The organism is Mesorhizobium sp. Arg314, from assembly GCF_053714275.1.
Map to the genome: position 1 here is coordinate 19,501 of NZ_JBSKBP010000019.1, position 22,443 is coordinate 41,943.

The 22,443-nt window shown below is 62.6% G+C and carries 29 protein-coding genes; 9 read left to right on the forward strand and 20 right to left on the reverse strand.

From position 1 onward, the window contains the following. Window positions 1–52 precede the first annotated feature (52 nt). The 3 genes from ACWGS9_RS20430 to ACWGS9_RS20440 all read right to left on the reverse strand — a co-directional run bounded on the left by ACWGS9_RS20430 (window position 53) and on the right by ACWGS9_RS20440 (window position 1,557). Window positions 53–385, reverse strand: coding sequence for a BufA1 family periplasmic bufferin-type metallophore (locus tag ACWGS9_RS20430; protein ID WP_454506933.1), 333 nt, complete (start codon window positions 383–385; stop codon window positions 53–55). Window positions 386–611: 226 nt separating this feature from the next. Next, complete coding sequence (locus ACWGS9_RS20435) at window positions 612–1,316, reverse strand: TIGR02281 family clan AA aspartic protease (protein ID WP_454506934.1); 705 nt, start codon at window positions 1,314–1,316, stop codon at window positions 612–614. Between the two features lie 10 nt (window positions 1,317–1,326). Continuing rightward, a complete protein-coding gene (locus ACWGS9_RS20440) occupies window positions 1,327–1,557 on the reverse strand; it encodes a DUF1289 domain-containing protein (protein WP_454506935.1) in 231 nt (76 codons plus the stop codon). A 165-nt stretch (window positions 1,558–1,722) separates the two neighbouring features. On the opposite strand from ACWGS9_RS20440, the gene ACWGS9_RS20445 reads away from it, so the two are divergent. Continuing rightward, a complete protein-coding gene (locus ACWGS9_RS20445) occupies window positions 1,723–2,718 on the forward strand; it encodes a nicotinate-nucleotide--dimethylbenzimidazole phosphoribosyltransferase (protein WP_454506936.1) in 996 nt (331 codons plus the stop codon). Between the two features lie 17 nt (window positions 2,719–2,735). Here the strand turns inward: ACWGS9_RS20445 and ACWGS9_RS20450 are convergent, their stop codons facing one another. Further along, a complete protein-coding gene (locus ACWGS9_RS20450) occupies window positions 2,736–4,259 on the reverse strand; it encodes a sensor histidine kinase (RefSeq protein ID WP_454506937.1) in 1,524 nt (507 codons plus the stop codon). 76 nt (window positions 4,260–4,335) lie between these two features. Between ACWGS9_RS20450 and ACWGS9_RS20455 the strand changes: the two genes are divergently transcribed. The 4 genes from ACWGS9_RS20455 to ACWGS9_RS20470 all read left to right on the forward strand — a co-directional run bounded on the left by ACWGS9_RS20455 (window position 4,336) and on the right by ACWGS9_RS20470 (window position 6,879). Further along, complete coding sequence (locus tag ACWGS9_RS20455) at window positions 4,336–4,959, forward strand: thermonuclease family protein (RefSeq protein ID WP_454506938.1); 624 nt, start codon at window positions 4,336–4,338, stop codon at window positions 4,957–4,959. Between the two features lie 62 nt (window positions 4,960–5,021). Further along, window positions 5,022–5,633 carry a glutathione S-transferase gene (locus ACWGS9_RS20460; protein WP_454506939.1) on the forward strand — a complete coding sequence of 204 codons (612 nt, stop codon included), beginning with the start codon at window positions 5,022–5,024 and terminating at the stop codon, window positions 5,631–5,633. Then, on the forward strand, window positions 5,573–6,280 hold the full coding sequence (locus ACWGS9_RS20465) for a uracil-DNA glycosylase family protein (RefSeq protein ID WP_454506940.1): 708 nt from the start codon (window positions 5,573–5,575) through the stop codon (window positions 6,278–6,280). Before ACWGS9_RS20460 ends, ACWGS9_RS20465 begins: the two co-directional genes overlap by 61 nt. A gap of 107 nt (window positions 6,281–6,387) precedes the next feature. Then, window positions 6,388–6,879, forward strand: a complete 492-nt coding sequence (locus ACWGS9_RS20470; protein ID WP_006205209.1) for an Lrp/AsnC family transcriptional regulator — start codon at window positions 6,388–6,390, stop codon at window positions 6,877–6,879. Between the two features lie 43 nt (window positions 6,880–6,922). Here the strand turns inward: ACWGS9_RS20470 and ACWGS9_RS20475 are convergent, their stop codons facing one another. Next, entirely contained in the window at window positions 6,923–7,489 is a 567-nt protein-coding gene (locus ACWGS9_RS20475; protein WP_454506941.1) for a DUF3299 domain-containing protein, read from the reverse strand. A gap of 249 nt (window positions 7,490–7,738) precedes the next feature. Between ACWGS9_RS20475 and ACWGS9_RS20480 the strand changes: the two genes are divergently transcribed. After that, window positions 7,739–9,091 (forward strand): hypothetical protein, encoded by a 1,353-nt coding sequence (locus ACWGS9_RS20480; protein WP_454506942.1) that lies wholly within the window; start codon window positions 7,739–7,741, stop codon window positions 9,089–9,091. 67 nt (window positions 9,092–9,158) lie between these two features. Here ACWGS9_RS20480 and ACWGS9_RS20485 read toward each other — a convergent pair whose 3' ends face one another. From ACWGS9_RS20485 to moaA, 12 genes are all read right to left on the reverse strand, one after another. Beyond that, window positions 9,159–9,737 carry a GNAT family N-acetyltransferase gene (locus ACWGS9_RS20485; protein WP_454506943.1) on the reverse strand — a complete coding sequence of 193 codons (579 nt, stop codon included), beginning with the start codon at window positions 9,735–9,737 and terminating at the stop codon, window positions 9,159–9,161. After that, window positions 9,697–10,401, reverse strand: a complete 705-nt coding sequence (locus ACWGS9_RS20490) for a DNA alkylation repair protein (RefSeq protein WP_454506944.1) — start codon at window positions 10,399–10,401, stop codon at window positions 9,697–9,699. The genes ACWGS9_RS20485 and ACWGS9_RS20490 overlap by 41 nt, the downstream gene beginning before the upstream one ends. A 6-nt stretch (window positions 10,402–10,407) precedes the next feature. Then, on the reverse strand, window positions 10,408–11,277 hold the full coding sequence (locus ACWGS9_RS20495; protein ID WP_454506945.1) for an NAD(P)-dependent oxidoreductase: 870 nt from the start codon (window positions 11,275–11,277) through the stop codon (window positions 10,408–10,410). A 113-nt stretch (window positions 11,278–11,390) separates the two neighbouring features. Then, window positions 11,391–12,215 carry an ABC transporter permease gene (locus ACWGS9_RS20500; protein ID WP_454506946.1) on the reverse strand — a complete coding sequence of 275 codons (825 nt, stop codon included), beginning with the start codon at window positions 12,213–12,215 and terminating at the stop codon, window positions 11,391–11,393. Beyond that, complete coding sequence (locus ACWGS9_RS20505) at window positions 12,212–12,928, reverse strand: ABC transporter permease (protein WP_454506947.1); 717 nt, start codon at window positions 12,926–12,928, stop codon at window positions 12,212–12,214. Before ACWGS9_RS20505 ends, ACWGS9_RS20500 begins: the two co-directional genes overlap by 4 nt. 77 nt (window positions 12,929–13,005) lie before the next feature. Beyond that, window positions 13,006–13,791 (reverse strand): ABC transporter substrate-binding protein, encoded by a 786-nt coding sequence (locus ACWGS9_RS20510; protein WP_454506948.1) that lies wholly within the window; start codon window positions 13,789–13,791, stop codon window positions 13,006–13,008. A gap of 152 nt (window positions 13,792–13,943) precedes the next feature. Beyond that, complete coding sequence (mobB, locus tag ACWGS9_RS20515; protein ID WP_454506949.1) at window positions 13,944–14,459, reverse strand: molybdopterin-guanine dinucleotide biosynthesis protein B; 516 nt, start codon at window positions 14,457–14,459, stop codon at window positions 13,944–13,946. Beyond that, complete coding sequence (gene mobA / locus ACWGS9_RS20520; protein ID WP_454506950.1) at window positions 14,456–15,088, reverse strand: molybdenum cofactor guanylyltransferase MobA; 633 nt, start codon at window positions 15,086–15,088, stop codon at window positions 14,456–14,458. Before mobA ends, mobB begins: the two co-directional genes overlap by 4 nt. A gap of 5 nt (window positions 15,089–15,093) precedes the next feature. Next, window positions 15,094–16,014 (reverse strand): DMT family transporter, encoded by a 921-nt coding sequence (locus ACWGS9_RS20525; RefSeq protein WP_454506951.1) that lies wholly within the window; start codon window positions 16,012–16,014, stop codon window positions 15,094–15,096. A gap of 123 nt (window positions 16,015–16,137) precedes the next feature. Continuing rightward, window positions 16,138–16,494 (reverse strand): hypothetical protein, encoded by a 357-nt coding sequence (locus ACWGS9_RS20530; RefSeq protein WP_454506952.1) that lies wholly within the window; start codon window positions 16,492–16,494, stop codon window positions 16,138–16,140. Between the two features lie 114 nt (window positions 16,495–16,608). After that, entirely contained in the window at window positions 16,609–17,103 is a 495-nt protein-coding gene (locus ACWGS9_RS20535; RefSeq protein WP_454506953.1) for a hypothetical protein, read from the reverse strand. A 54-nt stretch (window positions 17,104–17,157) separates the two neighbouring features. After that, the gene (gene moaA, locus ACWGS9_RS20540; RefSeq protein WP_454506998.1) at window positions 17,158–18,171 is read right to left on the reverse strand and encodes a GTP 3',8-cyclase MoaA; all 1,014 of its coding nucleotides are present in this window, start codon (window positions 18,169–18,171) and stop codon (window positions 17,158–17,160) included. Window positions 18,172–18,369: 198 nt separating this feature from the next. Between moaA and ACWGS9_RS20545 the strand changes: the two genes are divergently transcribed. Then, window positions 18,370–18,723 carry a gamma-butyrobetaine hydroxylase family protein gene (locus ACWGS9_RS20545; RefSeq protein ID WP_454506954.1) on the forward strand — a complete coding sequence of 118 codons (354 nt, stop codon included), beginning with the start codon at window positions 18,370–18,372 and terminating at the stop codon, window positions 18,721–18,723. Between the two features lie 196 nt (window positions 18,724–18,919). Further along, complete coding sequence (locus ACWGS9_RS20550) at window positions 18,920–19,531, forward strand: pyridoxamine 5'-phosphate oxidase family protein (protein WP_454506955.1); 612 nt, start codon at window positions 18,920–18,922, stop codon at window positions 19,529–19,531. Window positions 19,532–19,690: 159 nt separating this feature from the next. Here the strand turns inward: ACWGS9_RS20550 and ACWGS9_RS20555 are convergent, their stop codons facing one another. Then, a complete protein-coding gene (locus ACWGS9_RS20555; RefSeq protein WP_454506956.1) occupies window positions 19,691–20,143 on the reverse strand; it encodes a MarR family winged helix-turn-helix transcriptional regulator in 453 nt (150 codons plus the stop codon). A gap of 47 nt (window positions 20,144–20,190) precedes the next feature. Between ACWGS9_RS20555 and ACWGS9_RS20560 the strand changes: the two genes are divergently transcribed. Continuing rightward, entirely contained in the window at window positions 20,191–21,099 is a 909-nt protein-coding gene (locus ACWGS9_RS20560) for an alpha/beta hydrolase (protein WP_454506957.1), read from the forward strand. A gap of 15 nt (window positions 21,100–21,114) precedes the next feature. On the opposite strand, the gene plsY is transcribed toward ACWGS9_RS20560, so the two are convergent. Both plsY and ACWGS9_RS20570 read right to left on the reverse strand, forming a co-directional pair. After that, window positions 21,115–21,801, reverse strand: a complete 687-nt coding sequence (gene plsY, locus ACWGS9_RS20565) for a glycerol-3-phosphate 1-O-acyltransferase PlsY (RefSeq protein ID WP_454506958.1) — start codon at window positions 21,799–21,801, stop codon at window positions 21,115–21,117. A 37-nt stretch (window positions 21,802–21,838) separates the two neighbouring features. Then, the gene (locus ACWGS9_RS20570) at window positions 21,839–22,240 is read right to left on the reverse strand and encodes a rhodanese-like domain-containing protein (RefSeq protein ID WP_454506959.1); all 402 of its coding nucleotides are present in this window, start codon (window positions 22,238–22,240) and stop codon (window positions 21,839–21,841) included. Window positions 22,241–22,443 lie beyond the last annotated feature (203 nt).

Here is a 22,443-nt window from a genome sequence, read left to right on the forward strand (position 1 = left end):
AAGGGTGTGGATATGGCGGATGGCAAAGCCACCCGCCGAGGTTCCCGACAAATCATGTGATCGGCTTCAACGAACCGTGACCTTTAGGGGTGCTCATGGCGGTGCAGGTCCCTTTTGCCACCAGCTTGAAGGCATTGCCCTGGTAGTCCTTGGTGGACGTGCCCGCGCAGGTGGTACCAGCGCCCGCGTAGCAGTCGTTGTGGCCCTTCAGCGCCACGCCGAAACACTTCTCCATCTTGCCGGAAGCGACCTCTTTCTTGGTCATCTCGCGCATTTTCATCATCTCTCCCTCGCTCATCGCGGCGGATGCGGAGCCGATGGCGGCCGCGCCAATGGCTCCGGCAAAGGCACTGGCGACGACAGCGGAAATCAGGCGGTTTGACATGCTTATCCTCCATGGCGTTGTTGGGCGAACCTTCTCCCCCAGCGGTGCTGGAAGCAGCAGGTTCTCCCAAAGGTTCGCGGCGGCGCCTGCGGAGGTTACGGTGGTTCAGATCGCGGCGGTTCACGAATTCGTGTAGTTGGCCTCAGGAATGGTCGGCAAAGAACTACGGGGCTTGAAGCACGGCCATAAGCAGTCAGTAAGGCGGTAGCCGAAGCGGCTTGAGGGCCTAATCCCGCAAGATCATGCGGTCGCCGCGCACGTCGAAGCCCGACAATGAGCCGATGAAGTTCATGCCGAGCAGGCTTTGCTCCAGCATGCCGGGCGCGGCGACCATCACCGGCATGTCCTTGCGCACGATGCCGCCGATCGCCACTTCGTCGGTCCTGACCGTCGCCGCGCGCGCCATGCCGTTGGCGGTGGAGACGTCCACGCTGTAGCTGAGCGCCGCCGGGTTGAAACCCGCCGCTTGCGCATCTTCGGACGTCAGCACGGTGCTGGTCGCGCCGGTGTCGACCACGGCCCGCACCGGCGTGCCGTTGACCAGGATGCGGGCTTCGAAATGGCCGTTGCCGGCCTTGTCGAGCGTGACGGTCGGGCGGCCATTCTCCACGCCCAAGGCCAGCGGGCTGCCTGGGACAAGGCCGGCGGTCACGCGGCTCGCCACGTCCTGCAACTCGTAGCGATATTGGTAGCCGGCGATCAGCACGAGCACGAATGCGGCCCAGACGCCGAGATTGCGCGCCATGTCGCCCATCGGCCGTCCCGAGCGGAGCAGGCTCGCACCGATCACCATCACCAGCACGCCGACCCAGATCAGCCGGCCAAAATCGTTGTTGTTCATGCCGAAAGTGCGGCCGGCCGAATTGTTGAGCATGAGCAGCACGACCCCGGCGCCGATCACCGCCATCACGATCCAGAACAGCCGGTTCATCGGTTCTTTCTCACAAAACGCCGCGCTCGCGCGCCATGCGGGTACGCCGGGTTTCGCGGCGCGGCCGCCGCTCGACCGTATCGAGCCGTGCCGGCAATTCGGCCATCACCGTCCGGCGCGTTTCGGGGGTCATCGTGAGCCAGCCGGAAATCTCGTCGCGCGTGCGGCCGCAACCAAAGCAGAAGCCGGTTTTCATATCGATCGAACAGACCAGGATGCAGGGAGATTCGATGGCGGTCATGCTGTTCTCTTGCCTTTATTCCACATGGTGCAACCGCCGGAGCAATGCAAGCCCTCCGCAATGCGCCGCAAGGCAACGCTTTCGCGGCATCGTCAGGCGGTTGTGCCGGCTGGAGAAGGCGGCTATGCCGCTTGCGACTTCCGCAACGAACCGCGACCGACATAGATGACCGCAACGCCTTTTGACGATTTCCGAAACCTTCTGGCGGCGTTGCCGCCCGCCGATCACGCGGCGGAGGCTCGTGTCCGCGCGGTTTTTGCCAAAGCAGACAAGCCGAAAGAATCGCTGGGGCGGATCGAGGACATTGCGGCCTGGGCTGCTGCCTGGAGCGGGCGGGCGCCGCCGGCGATCAACCGGCCGCTGGTGGCGATCTTCGCCGGCAATCACGGCGCCGTCAGGCATGGCATTTCGCCGCGGCCGGTGGCGGCGACCGCCAATGAAGTCGAGCTCTGCGCCGCCGGCGGGGCCGCGATCAACCAGGTCTGCATCGCCAACGATCTCGGCCTGAAAGTCTTCGACCTCGCATTGGACATCCCCACGGGCGACATCACCGAGGAGGCCGCGCTCGACGAGCGCGGCTGCGCCGCAACCATGGCCTTCGGCATGGAGGCGGTCGCCGGCGGCGCCGATCTTCTGTGCCTGGGCGATCTCGGGGTCGGGAACTCGACGATCGCCGCTGCCTTGTGCGCCGCGCTGTTCGGCGGCGAGGGAGGCGACTGGGTCGGGCTGGGGTCGGGCGCCGATGCGGCGATGATGGCGCGCAAGGCCGAGGTCGTGGATCGGGCGCTGGCGTTTCATGGCTCGGGTCTCGGCGATCCGCTCGAGGCCTTGCGGCGGGTCGGCGGCCGCGAATTCGCGGCGATCTGCGGCGCCATTCTGGCGGCGCGCATGGAGAAGATCCCTGTCTTGCTCGACGGGTTCGCCGCGACCGCGGCAGCCGCCGTTCTGCATGCGGCCAATCCGGGCACGCTCGATCACTGCCTGCTTGCCAGCCTGTCGCCCGAACCTGGCCACGCCAAAGCGGCCGAAGCGCTCGGACTGCGGCCGCTGCTCGATTTTGGGATCAACCATGGCGAAGGCGTAGGGGCCGCTCTCGCCGCCGGTATCGTCAAGGCCGCGGCGTTGACCAGTTCCGGCATGGCGGTGGCTGTCCGGCCCTAGAGCCGACGGAAATTGCTTCAGCGGCGCCCGCGCGTGGCGACCGCCTTGGTCGGCAGGGCCGGCAGTTCCTCCATCACCCGGCTCAGCGGGAAGATGGCGATCGCTTCAGTGCCTTCACGCAGCTTGGAGTGAAGCTCGAACTCGCCCCCATGCATGGCGAGCAGGCCCTGCACGATCGGCAGGCCGAGGCCGGTTCCCTGTTCGGCGCTCTTGATGGCGATCGAGCCCTGGCCGAAGGCTGAAAGCACCACCGGGATTTCCTCTTCCGGTATGCCCGGGCCGTTGTCCTTGACCGAAATGTACTGGCCGCCGCCCGCCGTCCAGCCGACGCGCACGCGCACTTCACCGCCGGAGGGCGTGAACTTGATCGAATTGGACAGGAGGTTGAGCGTGATCTGCCTGACGGCGCGTTCGTCGGCGAAGAGCCGCGGCAGGGTTTGCTCGAACTCCTGGATGACGCGGATGTCCTTGTTGCGGGCGCGCAGCTCCATCATGTGGCAGCAGTCCTCGACGATCGTCAGCAGCACCACCGGCTCCTCGTTGAGCTGGTAGCGGCCGGCCTCGATGCGCGAGAGGTCGAGGATTTCGTTGATCAGGTCGAGCAGGTGCTGGCCGGACTCATGCACGTCATGGGCATAGTCGCGGTAGGTCGGATTGTTCATCGGGCCCAGCACTTCATTGGCCATCACTTCGGAGAAGCCAAGGATGGCGTTGAGCGGGGTCCTGAGCTCGTGGCTCATCGAGGCGAGAAAGCGCGATTTCGCCAGATTGGCGTCCTCGGCGCGCCGCCTTGCCTCGTCCGACATCGATTTTGCCGTCTCCACCTCGGCAATCAGTGCATCCTTCTCCGAACGGAACGAGAGCAGCATCAACGAGGCCCGGTTGAGATGACGAGCGACGTAGCCGAAGAAAGGAAGTGCTGCGATGAGGAGCGCCGCCATCGTGGCTTCGATCGGCGTCCACAGGCGCATAGTGGTGTAGACATAAACGGCAACGGGAATGGCAAAGGTCGCCAACAGCGCGCCGCCAAGCGAAGAGGCCATCACGGCGGTCGTCGCCATGGCGATCAGCAGCACCATGGCCTTGGCCACATGGAACTGGTCGATCTGGCATGCGTCGCAGCCGATCCAGGCGAACCACGCCCAGCCAAGGCCGCACAGGAAATGGCCGATCAGGAAGTCGCGACGCGTCTGCACCGGGTCGAGTTCGGCTGCTTCCGTCCGCTCCACGCGCCGCGCCATGAAAGCGACGATCGTGTAGCAAAGCAGCGTCGACAAGGCCCAGATGGCGATCTGGTTGTCGAGGCCCGCCAGCCGGCCGATGGCCGCCACGGCAAGCACGAGCAGCGGGATCGCTGCCGCGCTGATCACCATGGCGCGCGCATGCAGCTTCAGGAGTTCGCGGTCGAAGTCGAGGCTGCCGGCCTGCTGCGAAAGGCGATCGCGCGTCTTGCGCACCGCGCGCGCCACATCGCTGTTGCGGTGCGGTTTGCGGCGGTCCACAATGAATTTATCCGCTGTGTTCGAGCGTAGCAAAGGCATACGGATTTCAATTTCTGCGCGCAGCGATTTCCAGTTCGTTAAGCTACGTTCGAATGATTAAGAGACTGTTTGCCATATGAGCCGTTTCGGGCCGCGAGGACCGCGCCGGCGTTACGCGGCAGGCCCGCCGCGAAGCCTCTGGCGTAAGCTGCTGGATTACGGACTGGCCATTGTTCTGCTAGGGCTGCTGATGTTGGTGGCGGTACGGCTCGACCGCTTCGAGATGCGCAGGGAGCAAGGCACCGCGATCGTCAGTGACGGCGATTCGATTATGCTCGGGGCCGAGCGCATCCGCATGCGCGGTATCGATGCTCCGGAGTATCAGCAGACTTGCCGGAAGGCCGGCACCGACTATGCCTGCGGCAAGCTGGCGCGGCAGTCGCTGGTGCGGCTGATCGCGGGCAGGCCTGTTTCCTGCAGCGGCTGGCAGCGCGATCGCTACGGCCGTCTGCTCGGCGATTGCAGGGCAGGCGACACCGATCTCAACCGTGCCCAGGTGCAGGCAGGATGGGCGGTTGCCTTCGGCGACTTCGAGACCGATGAAGCGGTTGCGAGAGCGACCAAGGTCGGCATCTGGGCGGGCACCTTCGAGGAGCCGCAGGACTGGCGCGACAGCCATCACGATGCGCCGGTCGAGCGAAAGCACGGCACGCTGGCCTCATTCGGCGATGCGGTGCGCGAATTTTTTCGCTTCTGGTGATGGGCGGACCCGCGCCCTATGATCGGCCAAGACGCAGGAAGGATGGGAAACCGGAGGATGGAATGAAGCTGTTCGATGGCGGCCGAGCGCCCAATCCCAGGCGCGTGCGCGTCTTCCTGGCCGAAAAGGGGCTGACGGTCCCGTTTGTGCCGGTCGATATGGGCGCGCTGGAGCATCGCGGCGAACAGGTGGCGCAACGCAATCCGCTGCGGCGGCTGCCGGTGCTCGAGCTCGACGACGGCACCGTCATCACCGAATCGATCGCCATTTGCCGCTATTTCGAGGAGTTGCACCCCGAACCCGCGCTGTTCGGCAAGGGCGCGCTCGGCAAAGCAAAAGTCGAGATGTGGCAAAGACGCCTGGAACTGAACCTCATGGTCAGCGTCGCCGCCGCGTTCCGGCATATCCATCCGGCGATGAAGGAGTGGGAAGTGCCGCAAATTCCGGAATGGGGCGAGGCCAACAAGCCGAAGGCAATCGAATTCCTGCACCTCCTTGACAATGAATTGGCGCAGCGCGAATTCGCCGCCGGCGACGCCTATTCGGTCGCCGACATCACCGGGATGATCGCCATCGATTTCATGAAGCCAGCCCGCATCAAGGTGCCGGAGGAATGCACGAACGTGCTGCGCTGGTACGCGGCGCTTACAAGCCGGCCGAGCGCAACGGCCTGAGCGACAGCAAATTGGATAGTCCGCCCGATATGAGCGATGCATTGGAGCGCCTCACCGCGAGGGTGCGGGGCTGCCGCATCTGCGTCGACCAGCCGCTCGGCCGGCCGCTGCCGCATGAGCCGCGGCCGGTGCTGCAGCCGTCCTCCACCGCGCGGATCCTGCTTGCCGGACAGGCGCCGGGCACCAAGGTGCATTTGTCGGGCGTGCCGTTCACCGATGCTTCGGGAGATCGGCTCAGGAACTGGCTCGGCGTCAGCGCGCAAGAATTCTACGACACGGAAAAATTCGCCATCGTCCCCATGGGCTTTTGTTTTCCCGGCCAGGACGCCAAGGGGAGCGACCTGCCGCCGCGTCGCGAATGCGCGCCGGCCTGGCGCGCTCGATTGATGGCGCTGATGCCCCGGATCGATCTGGTGTTGACCATCGGCGGTTACGCGCAGGCCTGGCATATGGGCACGGCGCGGCTGCCGTCGCTGACTGAAACAGTCAGGAATTGGCGCGCCATGTGGGATGGACCGACCGTCCCGAAAGTGCTGCCGCTGCCGCATCCATCCTGGCGAAACACCGGCTGGCTGAAGAAGAATCCCTGGTTTGAAATGGATTTGCTACCCTTCCTGAGGTCGGAAATCCGCTATCGCATCGATTAGGCATCCTGCAAGAAATCACTCGCTTTTGCCGCCATCGGCAGAATTTCTTTCTTGTTAAAGGCTTCGATAAAAGGGATTATAGCGAAACTATTCCCCTGGAGCTTCCCATGGATCGCCTCGACAGAAAAATTCTCCGCCTCCTGCAGGAGGACGCGACACTTGCGGTCGCCGATGTCGCCAAGAAGGTCGGCCTGTCGACCACGCCGTGCTGGCGGCGTATCCAGAAGCTGGAGGAGGAGGGCGTCATCAAACGGCGAGTGGCCATCCTCGACCACGAGAAGGTCAATGTGCGTGTCACCGTCTTCGTGTCGATCCGCACCAATTCGCACAGCCATGAATGGCTGCGGCGTTTTTCCGAGGTCATCCAGGAATTCCCGGAGGTGGTCGAGTTCTACCGCATGAGCGGCGACGTCGATTACCTGCTGCGTGTGGTGGTGCCCGACATCGCCGCTTACGATGCCTTCTACAAGCGGCTGATCGCCAAGATCGAGATCCGCGACGTGTCGTCATCCTTCGCCATGGAGCAGATCAAGTATACGACCGAGATTCCGCTCGACTACATGGTGCTGGACAAGGAATCGGGCGCCAACGCGGCGTGATCGTCGCGCTCGCCGCCTACCGCATTTGATTGGAGCGGCGAGCTTAGTTCTTCTTTTTGTTGAGGAAACTCCAGGGCGAATTGACCGGCAGGGTAACCGTGTCCGGCACAGTGTCGACGCTCGCCACCTCGGCCTTGCGCACCGTGTAGCCCGACTGGACGATCGACACTCCGTCGAGGATGAAGAGCTGGCTTTTCTCCATGCCGGGTTTGAGCACGCCGGTGACAGCGACCGGCTCATATGCCTCTTTCATCTTGTAGGGATGCGCCGGCGTGACCAGCACGATCTGGTTCGGCGGCGGCGTCGGCATGTGGCTGCAGGCACCCGTCCATGGCACCAGCAGGAACTGGTAGACGAGGTCGCCTTCGCGATCGACCGGCAATGCATAGCCGGCTAATTGTATGGTCCTGTCCTGCAGGTTGAGCGACAGCGTCTCGCCATGGTCGGGCAATTTTGCCGCGATCATCGGCAGATTCGCGTCCTCGGCGACGGATTGCGCGGCGGGCCGCAGATCCTTCCACAGGATATGCGCCGTTTCCGCCGAGGCTTGACTGGCGGCAAGGCCAAGTACCGCAGCGATGATCGTGCAAGTGTTGAGAGCCTTGTTCATTGGTGCCATTCTGGCCGGTCCGCGATTGCGAGCGAGTAAAACTGCCGTGATCTTTGAAGCATTTTTGGCCGATGGATCCGGCCGGTGCCGCGGAAAAGCTCCCGCGGAAAGTCGAGCGGAGAAATATTGGGAAATCGTTGTCCACGCCTTGCCTTGCCGGGGACTGGCACCGAAAATAGGCCGACGAATAACGGCAGCGAACGCCGCGCGTCCCTCGATGCCCGGCGCGCAAGAACTTGGAGAAGTTCCATGCCAGCCAGCCACGACCTCAGCGGACTGATGAAATTTCTCCGCCGCGACGAATGGCTCGAATGCTTCGAAGGGGTTTTCGATGAACACTTCGGCCCGATCCTCGACGAAGGCGAAGCGGAGTTTGAAGACCTTGCTGAAGTCCTCGATGACCACTGGGCGAACACACTCTGGGGTTGCGCGTTCGAGGACTTCCTGACGCAAGATTTCGAGGGCGAACCCACCAACATCGTTGACGAATATCTGAAGCGCCGTGGCTGGAAGGAAAGCGCGCAATCAAGGGCGTATATGGCAGCGCTGCGCACCTCGGTCATGAGTTTATATGAGGTAAGTAACGTCATCCCGGGGACGTCATTTGTGGCGCGCGATCTTATCCGCGACAGCGAGCCGATCACCGTCAGCGAGGGCAGTGCCACAAAGACTTTGAAGCAATGGGACAGGCTTGCCGCGCGGATCGTGCCCGTGATGGGAAAAAACATCATGTCCGGCGGTGTCTTGCCCTTTACCCCGCAGGCCTCGGAAACATTGTTCGATGGGCTCAAGGGCCTGTTCGGCAAAAGAAATGCAAAAAAGCTACCTGCCGTCAAAGACGAAGAGCTGCAGGCGGCAGCATTCATGTTCACGCTCTCTTGGTTGTTCGATACCCTTGGAAGGGTAGCGGGGCCGAAGCTACAGAACACCGACGGTGACGAAATCGTGTTCCACAACGTTCGTTTTCCGCTGGAGACCGGTGCGAGACAGGAGGATATCGCCACCCGGTTGAACAATATCCCAGCCTTCTCGCAAGCAGACGCGAAATTCTGGAACTGGCTGGAGGAAACGCCGAAAGGTGGCTCCAAAACAAAAGCGGTGGCCGCTCCTGCTATGGACACTACGATGGACAACGGTTCGCCCGTGCTCGGCAACATCGAGTTGAAGGGCCGTTTCTTACATCTGTCGGCCAATTCCGCCGCGCGGGCGACAAGAGGAACGGCGTTGATCCAGCAGACCCTTGGCGATCTTGTCCGAGCTCCACTAACCGAGATCAGGACTGTCGAACAGATCATGGCCGAGGAGCCGGGCAGCGGTGCCGAAACATCGCGATCGACCATCACGCCGGAAATCTCTGAGCAGACAGTCCACGAGTACTTGGATCGGCATTATCTGGAAACTCTCGATCAGCCGGTAAAAATGTTGGGAAACAAGACGCCGCGTCAGGCCGCCAAAACCACGGCCGGTCGCCAAAAACTTGTCGATTGGCTGAAATATCTCGAAAACCAGACTGCCAAGCAACCTCATCCGACTCATCCCATGGCCAGCTACAGCGTCGAGTGGATGTGGAAAGAACTCGGGGTTCATGGCCTACGGCGATAGTAGCTGGAATATCCTTACTCGGCAGGCACCGCGTTAGGGGCGGATAGGCGTCCAAATCACCCGCTGGTTAGCGCATGAGCCGCATCACATGCCGGCGGGTACCGGCGGTGCCGACCTCACGGAAGCCGCGCGCGACGAACATGTCGTGAAAACCCATGAAGCGATAGCTCGGTGCGGCCTCATCGACCGGATAGGCCTCGACGATGCGCGCGCCCCTGGCGAAGGCATGATCGATCGCGGCATCGAGCAGGGCGGAGGCCAACCCGCCGCCGCGCAATGCCCTTGGGACATAGAAGCAGACGATCGACCAGATGCCGGTTTCACTATCGTCCTGCTGCTTAGAAAGTCGTCGATAGGTCTCGCGCGGCGCGACCGAGCACCAGCCAACCGTGTTGCCATCGAGCTCGGCGATAATGCCGACCGGGGTGCCGGCATCGATGAGCGCCATCATCATGCGCTTCTTCTCATCGGTCTGGATGTGCTCGCGGCTCGAATGGCGCCATGCCATGCACCAGCAATATTTTGGCGCGCCCGGCTGCTCGAACAGGCTCTCGAAACGGCCACGTGTCTCTTGCGTTACCTCGACGAAGCGGATGCCGGCAAGGTCAGGCTTTTGCGGGTGCGAGCCTTGCGAGCTGTTTGGCATCCGTCAGTTCCTTCACCGCATCCTTGCCGATCCAGCGCGCCGTCCTGTCCGACGATGCCGCCAGTTTCTCGGCCAGCGCAAGGGCAGGGGCGTGCAGGCTCATGGACCGCTTGCCGATCTGCCGCAGCGCCCAATTGACCGCCTTGCGAACGAAATTGCGCGGATCGCCGGCATGTTTCTCGATCAGCGGCAGGTAGGCAAGAAAGGTCGCATCCGGCTCGTTCTTCAGATGCACCGCGCTCCAGGCCAGCATGGCAAAGGCGGTGCGGCGAACGAATTCGCGTTCGTCTTCGGCGAACTCGTCGATCAGTTCGCGCCAGAACGGCGTTTCGGCAAACAGGTCGGCAACGGTGTCGACGATCTCCCAGCTGTCGAAATCCGCGGCCCAGCGCCGGCATTGATCGATGTCGACCTTCTTCGGCTCGCCGGTGAAGGCGGCCATCAGCCGCGCTTCACGGATACCGCTGTCCCATAGCAGAAGCGACCGCTGGTGGTTCTTCTTCAGCTTGCGCGCCAGCGGCCGCAATTCGGAATTGCCGACGCCGAGCGCCCTCGCGGTGTTGATGCCGAAGCGCGCCATGCCCGCCCGGTTTTCCGCAGTGCCGATCGAGCGCAGGTGGGCGACGATGTCATCGACGCTCCAGCTCGGATCGGGCAGGGCCATTGCTGTCTATTTTTCCAGGCGCGCCAGCAGCGAGGAGGTATCCCAGCGCTTGCCGCCCATCTCCTGCACATCCTTGTAGAACTGGTCGACAAGTGCGGTCACCGGCAGCTTGGCGCCGTTGCGGTTGGCCTCCGCCAGGCAGATGCCGAGGTCCTTGCGCATCCAGTCGACGGCGAAGCCGAAATCATATTTGCCGGCATTCATCGTCTTGTGGCGGTTTTCCATCTGCCAGGAACCGGCGGCGCCCTTGGAGATCACCTCGATCACCTTCTCGATGTCGAGGCCGGCCTTCTTGCCGAAATGGATGCCCTCGGCCAGCCCCTGGACTAGGCCGGCAATGGCGATCTGGTTGATCATTTTCGTCAGTTGGCCGGCGCCTGCCGATCCCATCAGGCCGACCATGCGGGCGTAGGCGTCGATGACCGGCCTGGCCTTGTCGAAGGCGGCCTGCTCGCCGCCGACCATGACGGTCAGCACGCCGTTCTCGGCGCCGGCCTGGCCGCCTGACACCGGCGCGTCGAGGAAGGAGAAGCCCGCTTTGCGCGCGGCTTCGTCAAGCTCGCGCGCGACCTCGGCCGAGGCTGTGGTGTTGTCGATGAAGACGGCACCCTTTTTCATCGCGGCGAAGGCGCCGTTCGCACCGGACGTGACCGAGCGCAAATCATCGTCATTGCCGACGCAGGAGAAAACGAAATCCTTGCCCTCGGCCGCTTCGGCCGGCGTCAGCGCCAGCCTGCCGCCATGCTCGGCCACCCACTCCTCGGCCTTTGCCTTGGTGCGGTTATAGACGGTGACGTCGTGGCCGCCCTTGTTCCTGAGGTGTCCGGCCATCGGATAGCCCATGACGCCAAGACCGAGAAATGCCACCGATGCCATAAGCCTGCCTTCCAACAAAACAGAGATTTCAGTGGCCAAAGGTCTAGGCCATGCGAAAAATTCGTCAAGGCACGCAGCCCCGCTTCGACTGGTGCAGGCCGATGCGCAGCACTCTATCGATGCAGGTGGATGGTGATCCGGCGCTCGATCCATTCGACGCCGTGGCGCAGGATTTCGACCATCACCAGATAGACGATCGCCACCCAGATATAGGCCTGGATGTCGAAGGATTTTGCGTAGGCGAGCTTGGCGTTGCCCATCAGGTCGTAGACGGTGATGATCGCGACGATGGCGGAAGCCTTGATCATCAGGATGAGTTCGTTGCCGTAGGGCCTGAGCGCGACGATGATCGCCTGGGGCAGGACCACTTTGCGCAGCGTCTGCAATTTGTGCAGGCCAAGCGAGGCAGCACCTTCCCATTGGCCGCGCGGCACGCTTTCGATGGCGCCGCGCAGGATTTCGGCCTGATAGGCGGCAGTGTTGAGCGAGAAGGCAAAGACACCGCAATAGAAGGCTTCGCGGAAGAACCACCACAGCCCGACCGTTTCGAGCTCGGGCCGGAACGAGCCGACGCCGTAATAGACCAAGTAGGTCTGCACGAGCAGCGGCGTGCCACGGAAGAAATAGACGTAGCAATAGGCGAGCCCCGACATGACACGGTTCTTCGACATGCGGCCATAGGCGACCGGCAGCGAGAAGATGGCGCCGAGGACCATTGAGATGCTCACCAGCGACAGGGTGGTTCCCAGGCCCTGCAGATAGGCTGGAGCGTATCTGGCGAAGAACTCGGCGTTCCACGCATAGATCAGGTAGGCAACGATGCCGGCGCCGAACAGCACCCAGATGCCGACCAGCGCGTAACCGAGGATGCGGGCGCGCGACCAGCCTCGCGCTTGCGGAGGCGGCTTCTCGATCGCGATAGCCTGGCTGACGCTCATCGCGCTTCCCTCCGTCCGAGGTGGCGCAGGATGTAGCTAGTGGCGATTGATGACAGGACAGCCAGCAGCAGGAAGATCAGCGCCGCGACGCTGTAGAACAGGAAGGAATGCTTGGTGACGCGCGCCGCGACGCCGGATTGGCGCAAGGTCTCCGCGAGATTGACCACCGAGACCAGCGAGGTGTCCTTGAGCAGGCTCAGCCAGCAGTTCTCCAGGCCTGGAAAAGCGATGCGGATCAGCTGCGGCAGGATCACCAGCCGCATCGTCTGCCATTTCGACAGGCCAATGGCGTAGCCGCCCTCGTACTGGCCTTTCGGAATGGCACGAAACGCGGAGAGGAAGACCTCGCTGGCGTAGGAGGAGAAGATCAGCGACAGCACGATCATGCCGGCGATGAAGCTGTTGACGTCGATCGTCGCGTCCGGATTGAACAGCCGCACGACATGTTGCAGCAGAAGCGGCATGCCGAAGAAGAACAGGAACAGCGTCACCAGTTCCGGCAGGCCGCGAAAGACGGTGGTGTAGATGTTGCCGGCCAACCGCAGCGAAGGCTCTTCATGCTGCTTGGCGAAGGCGACGAAAAAGCCGATCACCAAGCCAATCGGCAATGTGGCCAGCGCCAGCGCGATGGTGACCAGAACGCCAGACGCAATGTCGTCACTCCAGCCTTCCGGTCCCCAACTGAGAAGTGTCCAAATGCTTTGGGCCGGCATTGACGGGTCGTGTCTCCGTGGCGATCCCGGAAGGATTTAAGGGCGGCGACGGGTGCCTCGCCGCCCTTGGTTATCGATCAGGATTCGGCGCCGTAGACGTCGAACTTGAAGTACTTGTCGTTGATTTCCTTGTACTTTCCGTTCTTGCGGATGGCGTCGATCGCTTCGTTCAGCTTGTTGACCAGATCGGTCTCGCCCTTGCGCACGGCAATACCGGCGCCCGGTCCGAAGATCTCAACCGGCTGCGGCGAGGGCTGGCCGAGGATCTTGCAGCAGGCGCCGTCCGGCGAATCCAGCCACTGCTGCAGCACGACGATGTCGTCCTCGATGGCGTCGAGACGGCCATTGGCGAGGTCGGCCTGTTCCTCCGGGCTGCTCGGATAGCCCTTGATGGTGCTGTCCGTATAGGTCTTCGAGGCATAGTTGTAGTGCGTGGTCGTGGTGGCGACGCCGATGTTCTTGCCGGCGAGGTCTTCCTTGGTCACGCCCTTGAGCGGCGAATCCTTCGGCACGGCGATCGCCGACGGCGTGTTGTAGTATTTGTGGCTGAAGTCGACCTTTTGCTGGCGCTCGGGCGTGATCGACATCGAGGCGACGATAGCGTCGAACTTGCCGGCCTGCAGCGCCGGGATGATGCCATCCCAATCCTGCGCGACGAAAGTGCACTTCACCTTCATCTCGTCACAGAGGGCCTTGGCGATATCAATATCGAAGCCGACCAACTGGCCGTCCGAAGTCAGGTTGTTGAAGGGCGGATACGCGCCTTCAGTGCCGATCCTCAGGGTCTTTTCCTGAGCCTGGGCGACGCCAAGTGTCAGCAGCGCGGCCGAAGCGGCAAGCGCGATACGCAGTGCAATACGCATGATAATCCTCTCATATTGTCATGGCCGCTGTCCCGTGCGGCTCTTGTGGGCGGCCGTTTCTTGACCGCCCGCTGGCGCGGATACTCCCACTCTTTGCGAGAAAAAAGCAACTGCAAATCAACGGCAGACGACAATCACCGTCTGCCGTTGCGTTACTTGGTTTGAGCCACGAGACCTGTGCTGCGCTCGACAAAGTCGGCTATCGATTTCGTATCGTTGAGGTCGAAAACCGGCAGCTTTTCGTCTTCGACCGTGAAGTCGGCGGCGACCGCTATAATGTTGGGATCGTTGCCCGAAAGCGGCGTCCGGTCCTTGGCTTCAAGCCGCCTTGCCTCGATCTTCTTGTGCGCTTCGCGCTTGTAGCCCTCGACCAGCACGATGTCCGAGGGCGCCAGCCGCGCCAGTATATCGTCCAGCGTCGGCTCGTCCTCGCCGCGCAATTCGTGCATCAGCGCCCAGCGCCGGCCGGAGACGATCGCGACCTCCGTCGCTCCCGCTTGCCGGTGGCGAAAACTGTCGGCGCCCGGCTTGTCGATGTCGAAGTCATGGTGGGCGTGCTTCACCGTCGAAACCGTCCAGCCGCGCGCCACCAGTTCGGTGACGAGCTTTTCCGTCAAAGTCGTCTTGCCGGAGTTCTTCCAGCCGGTGATGCCGAACACGCGTCTCATGGCCGGAGGCTTTGCAACAGACTTTTCGCCGTCGCAAGGTCGTCCGGCGTGTTGATGTTGAAGAACGGGTCGACCCTTTGGCCGCCGGCCTCGATCATGGGGAACTCCACTGCGACATAGCCGTGGCGCTTGATGAAAGCGGAAACCCGTCGGTTGTCCTCGTCGACCAGGAAATGGCGCAAGGCGTCGCGCAGGCCGAGCGGCCAGAGCGCGAAGGTCGGGTGCCATCTGCCGTCGGAACTGGCGACGGCGATCGCGCCAGGACGGTCGTGGGCCGCCACGACAAGGCGCTCGACGAGGGTGTCGGGGAAGAACGGCGTGTCGCCGGCGGCGCTCACCAGCCACTGGCAGCCCGTTTGCTTTGTCGCCCATTCGAGACCGGTCAGAATCCCCGCAAGCGGGCCGGCATAGCCCGACACGGTATCTTTGAGCACCGGCAGCTCCATGGCGGCAAATCTTGCCGGATCGCCATTCGCGTTGAGGCCCAAGATCGCGACTTGCGGCTTCATTCGGGCGGCAACATGATCGAGCAGCCGGATTTTACCCAACGAAAGCAAAGGTTTGTCGCCGCCGCCCATCCGGCGCGACTGGCCTCCCGCCAGAATGATCCCTGCAACAGTCCGATCCATCGCGCCTATATGCCGTCCGGCGCCATATCGGGTCCAGCGCTTTCCGCCGCAGGCTGTCTGCGACCCACGACGCGCTCGCGATAGAGCGCGTAGAGGCCGGAGCCGATGATAATCGCGGCGCCGACGATCATCGGCGGATCGGGCATGTCGCCGAAAATGACGAGGCCGAGCAGGATCGACCACAGCAGCGCGGTGTAGCGGAACGGCGCGATGAAGGAGATGTCGCCCGAGCGCATCGCCATGATGATGAACTGATAGCCGATCAGCACCAGCACCGCCGCCAGCGCCAGCAGCGCGGTCGCCCTGCCGCTCATCGGCGTCCAGCCGCCCATCGGCGACAAAAGCAGTGCGCCCAGGACCGTCATGGCAAGCGCGGTCGCGGTCGACACCAGCATGGTCGGGATCGCCTGCGGGATACGCTTGGTGGCGAGGTCGCGCACCGCGCAGCAGGCGACGCTGGTCAATGCCAGCAGCGAATAGACGCTGAACCCTTCGAAACCCGGCCGCACGATGATCAGCACGCCTGCGAAGCCGACGGCAATGGCAATCCAGCGCCGCCAGCCGACGCCTTCGCCGAAGAACAGCGCCGCGCCCATCGTCACCGCCAGCGGCAGCGCCTGCAGCACGGCGGAGACATTGGCGATCGGCAAATGCGCAAGCGCGATGAGGAACGACACCGTTGCGCCGGCTTCGCCCGCCACTCGCGCAGCCACCATCGGCTGCAGCATGGCGGCCGGATTGGCAAGCGCGCCGCGCCGCCAGGCAAGCAGGCCGACGAAGACAGACGCGAAGGCGCCGCGCACCAGCATGACCTGCGCCATGTTCATCGATTCGGAAGAGAATTTGGTGATCGCGTCGTTCAAGGTGAAGCCGACCATGGCCACGATCATGAACAGCGCGCCGCGCAGATTTGGCGAGAGAGGCAAAGGCGTTTCCGGATTTATTTCAAATCAAGCCTGTAGCAGGCAACCGGAAAACAGCAACGGCAAAGAAATGGGCCACGAATTTCTGCGTGACCCATGAGATCGATTTGCAAAAGTTTCGAAGGCTTACTTCGGCGTCAGCACTTCGGTGCCGTTGCCGTTCTGGCCGGCGATGGTCCACAGCCCGTGCAGGGAACCGTCCTTCTCGATCTTGTAGACGACGAGGCCGATCTCCTTGCCCATCGCGTAACCAGCGGAAAACGCATTGTCGTTGCGCATGCAGATACCGTCCGAGGTCGAGCCGCCGGTTTCCCAGTGGATCGTGCAGGTCGTGTCGCTGGTCAGCGTGATGGTTGCCTCGCCGCCATATTTCGAACCGTCGAAATTGGTGCCGGCGACCGTATAGGTGCCGCCGATCGACTGAGCCGCCGCCGGCATGGCAGCAACCCCAAGCATTGCAAGTGAAAGCATGAATCTGCGCATGTGCACTCCCCCTAAGAGCGAAAAATTGCGCTGAGACGCTAGGCTGGAAAAGGCTGGCGGTAAATCGGGGCGAAGGCGGCGCAAGCGCTTTATTTTCCGCGTGGCCAGGCTGCCTCAAGGGCCGCGCAGGCTCTCGGTGATGGCACCGACCAGCGGATTGTATTTCGCCTTGAGCGCGGCGGGATATTCGATCCAGACAGTGCGGATGACGTCATCCTTGCCGAACAGGCGGCGTTCATAAAAGATCTTGCCGTCCTTGGTGCCGGACAGCACCGCCCAGTTCCTGCCTGTCTTGCTGTAAGTGACCTTGTAGCCCGGCTCGGTGCTCACTTTCTCGCCGTCGACGAAACCCTGCGGGGTGTCGTTGTCGATGTTGTTGATGCCGGAGCAGATCAGGCTGGCGCCGTCGGCACTAAGCCATTGCTGTCCATCGCCATTTTCCGGCTCGGGCATGGGATTGTTGAAGATTTCATCGGGGAATGTGCATGACTGGCCGAAGCGCGCATTCACGTAAGTGAACGGCCTGGCGGTTGCCGTTGTCGTCATGATGATCGAGAGGGGGAGGAGTGCGGCCAGCGACGACCAGCCGATGCGATGAAGATTTTGCATGATTCCCCCTTGGCCGATGACCAGAGGCGATCATGCACCAAGCCAGGGAAAAAATCAGCCGCCGGTGACGCTCATATGCCGCGACACCGAGGGGCGGCTGGTGCGCCGGTCGATGATGAAATCATGGCCCTTCGGCTTGCGGCCGATGGCCTCGTCGATTGCCGCGTCGAGCAGTTCGTTGCCTTCGGAGGCGCGCAACGGCGCCCGGAGGTCGGCGGCATCCTCCTGGCCAAGGCACATATAGAGCGTGCCGGTGCAGGTCAGCCGCACGCGGTTGCAGCTTTCGCAGAAATTATGCGTCATCGGCGTGATGAAGCCGAGCCGGCCGCCGGTCTCGGCGACATGGACATAGCGGGCAGGGCCGCCGGTCTTGTAGGGGACATCAGCGAGCGTGAACTGGCGCTCCAGCGAGGCGCGCAGCAGCGACAGCGGCAAATACTGGTCGGTGCGGTCGGCCTCGATCTCGCCCATCGGCATCGTCTCGATGAGGGTGAGGTCCATGCCGCGGCCATGCGCCCAGCGCATCAGCTCAGGGATTTCGGCATCGTTGAAGTCGCGCAGCGCCACGGCGTTGAGCTTGATCTTCAGCCCGGCCTTCTGCGCGGCATCGATGCCTTCCATCACCTTGCCGAGATTGCCCCAGCGCGTGATCTGGTGGAATTTCCCGGCATCGAGCGTGTCGAGCGAGACGTTGATGCGCTTGACGCCGCAGTCGGCGAGCTCGGCGGCGAAGCGCGAAAGCTGCGAACCGTTGGTGGTCAGCGTCAGTTCTTCCAGCGCGCCGCTCTGGAGATGCCGCGACAGTTGGCGCACCAGATGCATGATGTTCTTGCGCACCAGCGGCTCACCGCCGGTCAGCCGCAGCTTCCTCACGCCTTTTTCGATGAAAACGGTGCAGAGCCGGTCAAGCTCCTCGAGCGACAGCAGATCCTTCTTCGGCAGGAAGGTCATGTCCTCGGCCATGCAATATGTACAGCGGAAATCGCAGCGGTCGGTGACCGACACGCGCAGATAGCTGATGGTGCGACCGAAGGGGTCGATCATGTTACGACCGAAGGGGTCGATCATGTCCATTTGCAAGCGTTTCCCATGGCCTGAGCGACGTCGTTATATACAGCTATGTGATACGATCCAATGCCGCATTCAAGATAGAAGGTCTTGATCTTTGGTAACATTCTCTGACCGACATCGCATGTCGGCTGCTTCCAATCTATCCGGATCGTGCGAAGCGGCGTAGGGAAGGGCGCAACCAAAGCAGGACCAGTCATGACCGCGCCGAATGAACTCAGGGTCTCGAAGGACCGCAAGCTGCTTACCGTGACCTTTCCCGGTCATCAACCGTTCGAATTGCCGGCGGAGCTCCTGCGTGTGGCCTCGCCGTCGGCGGAAGTGCAAGGCCATTCGCCGGAGCAGCGAGTGACCGTGCCCGGCAAGCGCAACGTCGCGATCCTCAAGATCGAGCCGGTCGGCAACTACGCGGTGCGCATCACCTTCGACGATTTCCACGACACCGGCATCTTCACCTGGAACTATCTGCATACGCTAGGCCATGAAAAAGACGAGCGCTGGAGCGCCTATCTTGCCGAGCTGGCCGAGAAGGGACTTAGCCGGGACCGCTAAAGCGCGTCGCGCTGAAACGGATTCAGGCGACGCGCTTTAAGTCCTTGTTTTTATGCATGTCGTTGTCCCAGAACCGCGTACGCTTCTGGGCGACATGCATTAGCCTGGTTGCAGGACGTTTCAATACAGGCGGCCGGCTGTCGTCAAAACGTCATGGGCGTGGCGTAGCGCCTGCAAAGGTCCGGAGAACAAGACAATGTCGCTCATCACATCCGTCGAACAGCTCGAGGCGCTTTACGGGCAGCCGGGCGAGGCCTCGGTCGTCAAGGAACTCGACCATGTGATTCCCGAATATGCCGCCTTCATCGAAGCCTCGCCCTTCGTGGCGCTGGCGACCAGCGGACCGGAGGGGCTCGACTGCTCGCCGCGCGGCGATCTCGCCGGCTTCGTGCGCATCGTCGATGAGAAGACGCTGATGATGCCGGACAGACGCGGCAACAACCGCGCCGATTCGCTGAAGAACATCATCCGCGATCCGCGCGTCGGTCTGCTCTTTCTTGTGCCGGGCTCAGGCACCACGCTGCGCGTCAACGGCCGCGCGCATATCACAACCGATGCCGGGCTTTGCGCGTCCTTCATGGTCGACGGCAAGCCGGCTCGCTCGGTTACCGTCATCGATGTCGACACGGTCTATTTCCAGTGCGCCCGCGCCATCGTGCGCTCCGAGCTCTGGAACCCGGCCAGGCACGTCGACCCGAAGTCGCTGCCGACGCCCGGCCAGATCCTCGAGATCACCAGCCGCAAGAACATCGACGCGGAAACCTACGACAAGGAATGGCCGGAACGAGCCAAGAAGACGATGTGGTAGGCGTATTGATATTCAGGTGAGGCCGGCCTGCAAACGACGGTTTCCTGCGCTTCCGGTGCTCACGTACTTTGAGTACGCTCCGCTCCGGTTCTCGGAAGCCATCGTTTTCGACTCGGCCTGATCTGAATCTCAATACGCCTGGCGACGCGGGTTCCTGCCTCAGGCTTCCTTCAGGATATCGGCGATCTTGCGCATCTGCTCGCCGATCATGTCGCACTGTTCCGGCGTCGACTGGCTCATCGCCTTCTCGATCAGCGCCATGTGAACCTTCAACGCCTTCATCAGCAGTGCTTCGCCTGCCTCGGTGAGGTTCAGCCGCAGCACGCGCTTGTCCTTCTCGTCGCCCTCGCGGCGCAGCAGGCCGCGCGCCTCGAGCTGCGGCAACAGCATCGTGATGTTGGAGCGGCCGACCAAGAGCTTGCGGGCAAGGTCGTGCTGCGACATGCCGGGATGGCGGTAGAGATTCATCAGCACGTCGAGCTGCGCCGGCTTGAGGTCGAGAGGGGCAAGCTTCACCGCCAGCGTGCGCTCCAGCACATGGCAGGCGCGCGCCACCGCAACCCAGTTGCGGAAGCGAGGATTGTCCCAGGGCAGCTCTTGCTTAATGTTCATCTTTGAACTATTATGTTCATGCTTGAACGAATGGATGGACTGCCAATATGGCATCATTTGGAATGAAGGTCATCCGGGGCGTTTTTGGCGCGGCCGAGCATGTTGCGCCGCGTCTCAGCGGCCGCGCCGCGTTCGAATTGTTCTGCCGCACGCCGAACGTCAAGGCCTTGAGCGATGGCGAACGCCGCGCTGTCGAACGTGCCTCAACCTTCATGGCCGAGGCGCGCCACCACCGGCTGAAGACCAGGACGGATTGCGTCGCGGTGCATGAATTCAGGCCGGAGCCGGGCAGGGAGACTTGCGGCACCGTGCTCGTCATCCATGGCTGGCGTTCGCGCACGGAGTATATGCGCGCGCTGATCGACGGGTTTCGTGGCGCAGGTTACAAGGTCGTCTCGCTCGACCTGCCCGGGCATGGCCATTCGCGCGGCCGCCATCTCAACATGGTGAATGCCGTGGACGCGGCGCGCGTCGCCGGCGAATGGTTCGGTCCGTTTGCCGCCATCGTCGGCCACTCCTTCGGCGGTGCGATTGCCGCCAACGCGGTTGCGGCATCGGTCAAGGGCATGCCGCCGCTGGCGGCGCAAAAGCTGGTGCTGATCGCGGCGCCGAGCTCACTGCCGGCAATCTTCGACGATTTCAGCCGCATGATGAATGTCGGGCCGCGCTCCCGCGTCGCCATGGCGGATCGGGTGAAACATCTCTCGGGCCGGCCGCTCAGCGAATTCACCGGCGACCGACAGCTTGCCGCGGCACCCGTGCCGACGCTGATCATCCATGCGCCGGACGATCGCGAGGTCCATGCCGACCATGCGAAGCGCTATGCGGGCGCCGGTCGGCATGTCCACCTGCACTGGGCCGACGGGCTTGGCCACCGCCGTATCCTCGGAGACTGGGATGTCGTTGCGCGCGCAGTGGGCTTTGTGACCGGGCAGCGGGATTCGATCCTGCACTAGGGTGCGAGGCCGCCCCTAGATTTGCGAGCCTGCTTTCGATCCCGGGCTGCTGCGGCCAAGGCGCGGCTCTATCCCGGCCAGCAGCCGCTGAATGTTGGCGCGATGGCGCACGATCACGTAGAGGCTGCCCGCGATCACCAGCAACCGATAGGGCAACGGTTGCTCCAGCCCGCAGACAAGCGCGACCGCCGTCAGTGCCGCCAGTATCGAGCTGAGGGAAACAATCCGGAAAAGAGCGAGCGTTACGGCAAATGCCGCCGCGGCCCCCAATACAATCGGCCAGGATATGGCCAGCAGCACGCCAAGTCCCGTCGCGGCTGATTTTCCGCCTGTAAGATTCAGCCAGATCGACCGGCCGTGCCCCAGCAAGACGGCAAGTCCGGCAAGGCAAACGGCCCAAGGCACCACGGTTTGCAATTCAAGCGCCGTTGGCGGCGCGGCGGATGATATGGTGTAGCACCAGGGATAAAACCAGCGGGCAAAGACGACCGCCGCCACGCCTTTCAGTATATCGACCACCAGCACCGCCAGCGCGGGCCATTTGCCCAGGGTTCGCAGCACGTTCGTGGCGCCGGTGGATTTGGAGCCGTGCTCGCGTATGTCGATGCCCTTGAGCAGTTTGCCGGCCAGATAGCCGGAAGGCGTAGAACCGAGGAGACAGGCGATCGCCAATCCGACCGCACTCGCTATCCAGAAAACCATTGGGGTCGATCGATTCCGGAAGTTTCAGGATTCGTGATCAATCGGTCTTTTTCTTCTGGCCGGGCTCGATCGGCAGGCCAGCCGCTTTCCAAGCGGTGTAACCGCCGAGGATGTGCTTGACCGGCGTCAGTCCCATGTCCTGCGCCGTCTTGGTGGCGAGCGCCGAGCGCCAGCCGCCGGGGCAGAAGAAGACGAAGGTCTTTCCGCTAGCGAAGAACGGCTTGTGATAAGGGCTTTCGGGATCGATCCAGAATTCCAGCATGCCGCGCGTCACATGCTTGGCACCCGGGATCTTGCCATCGCGCTCGACCTCGCGAGGGTCGCGCAGGTCGACGAAGATCGTGTCGTCATCCTCCAGCAGCCCGGCTGCCTCCTCCGGCGACACGACCTCGATCTCGGCATTCGCCTCATCGAGCAACTGGCGATAACCCTTCTTCACGGCAGACCCTCCCGGCCACGTTTGTTGCGACCGCCGAAATTTCGATCACAAAGCCCTGCGTTTGTCACGGGGTCAGCCGAGGGCGCCGGCCATCGCCAACGTCTGATTGTTTTCGAGGCCGGAGCAATCGCTGCCTCGGGTCTCACAATGAAGTGAAACCGTTCGGCCACACGGCTTCGAAAATTTATGGAAGCTTAACGAAA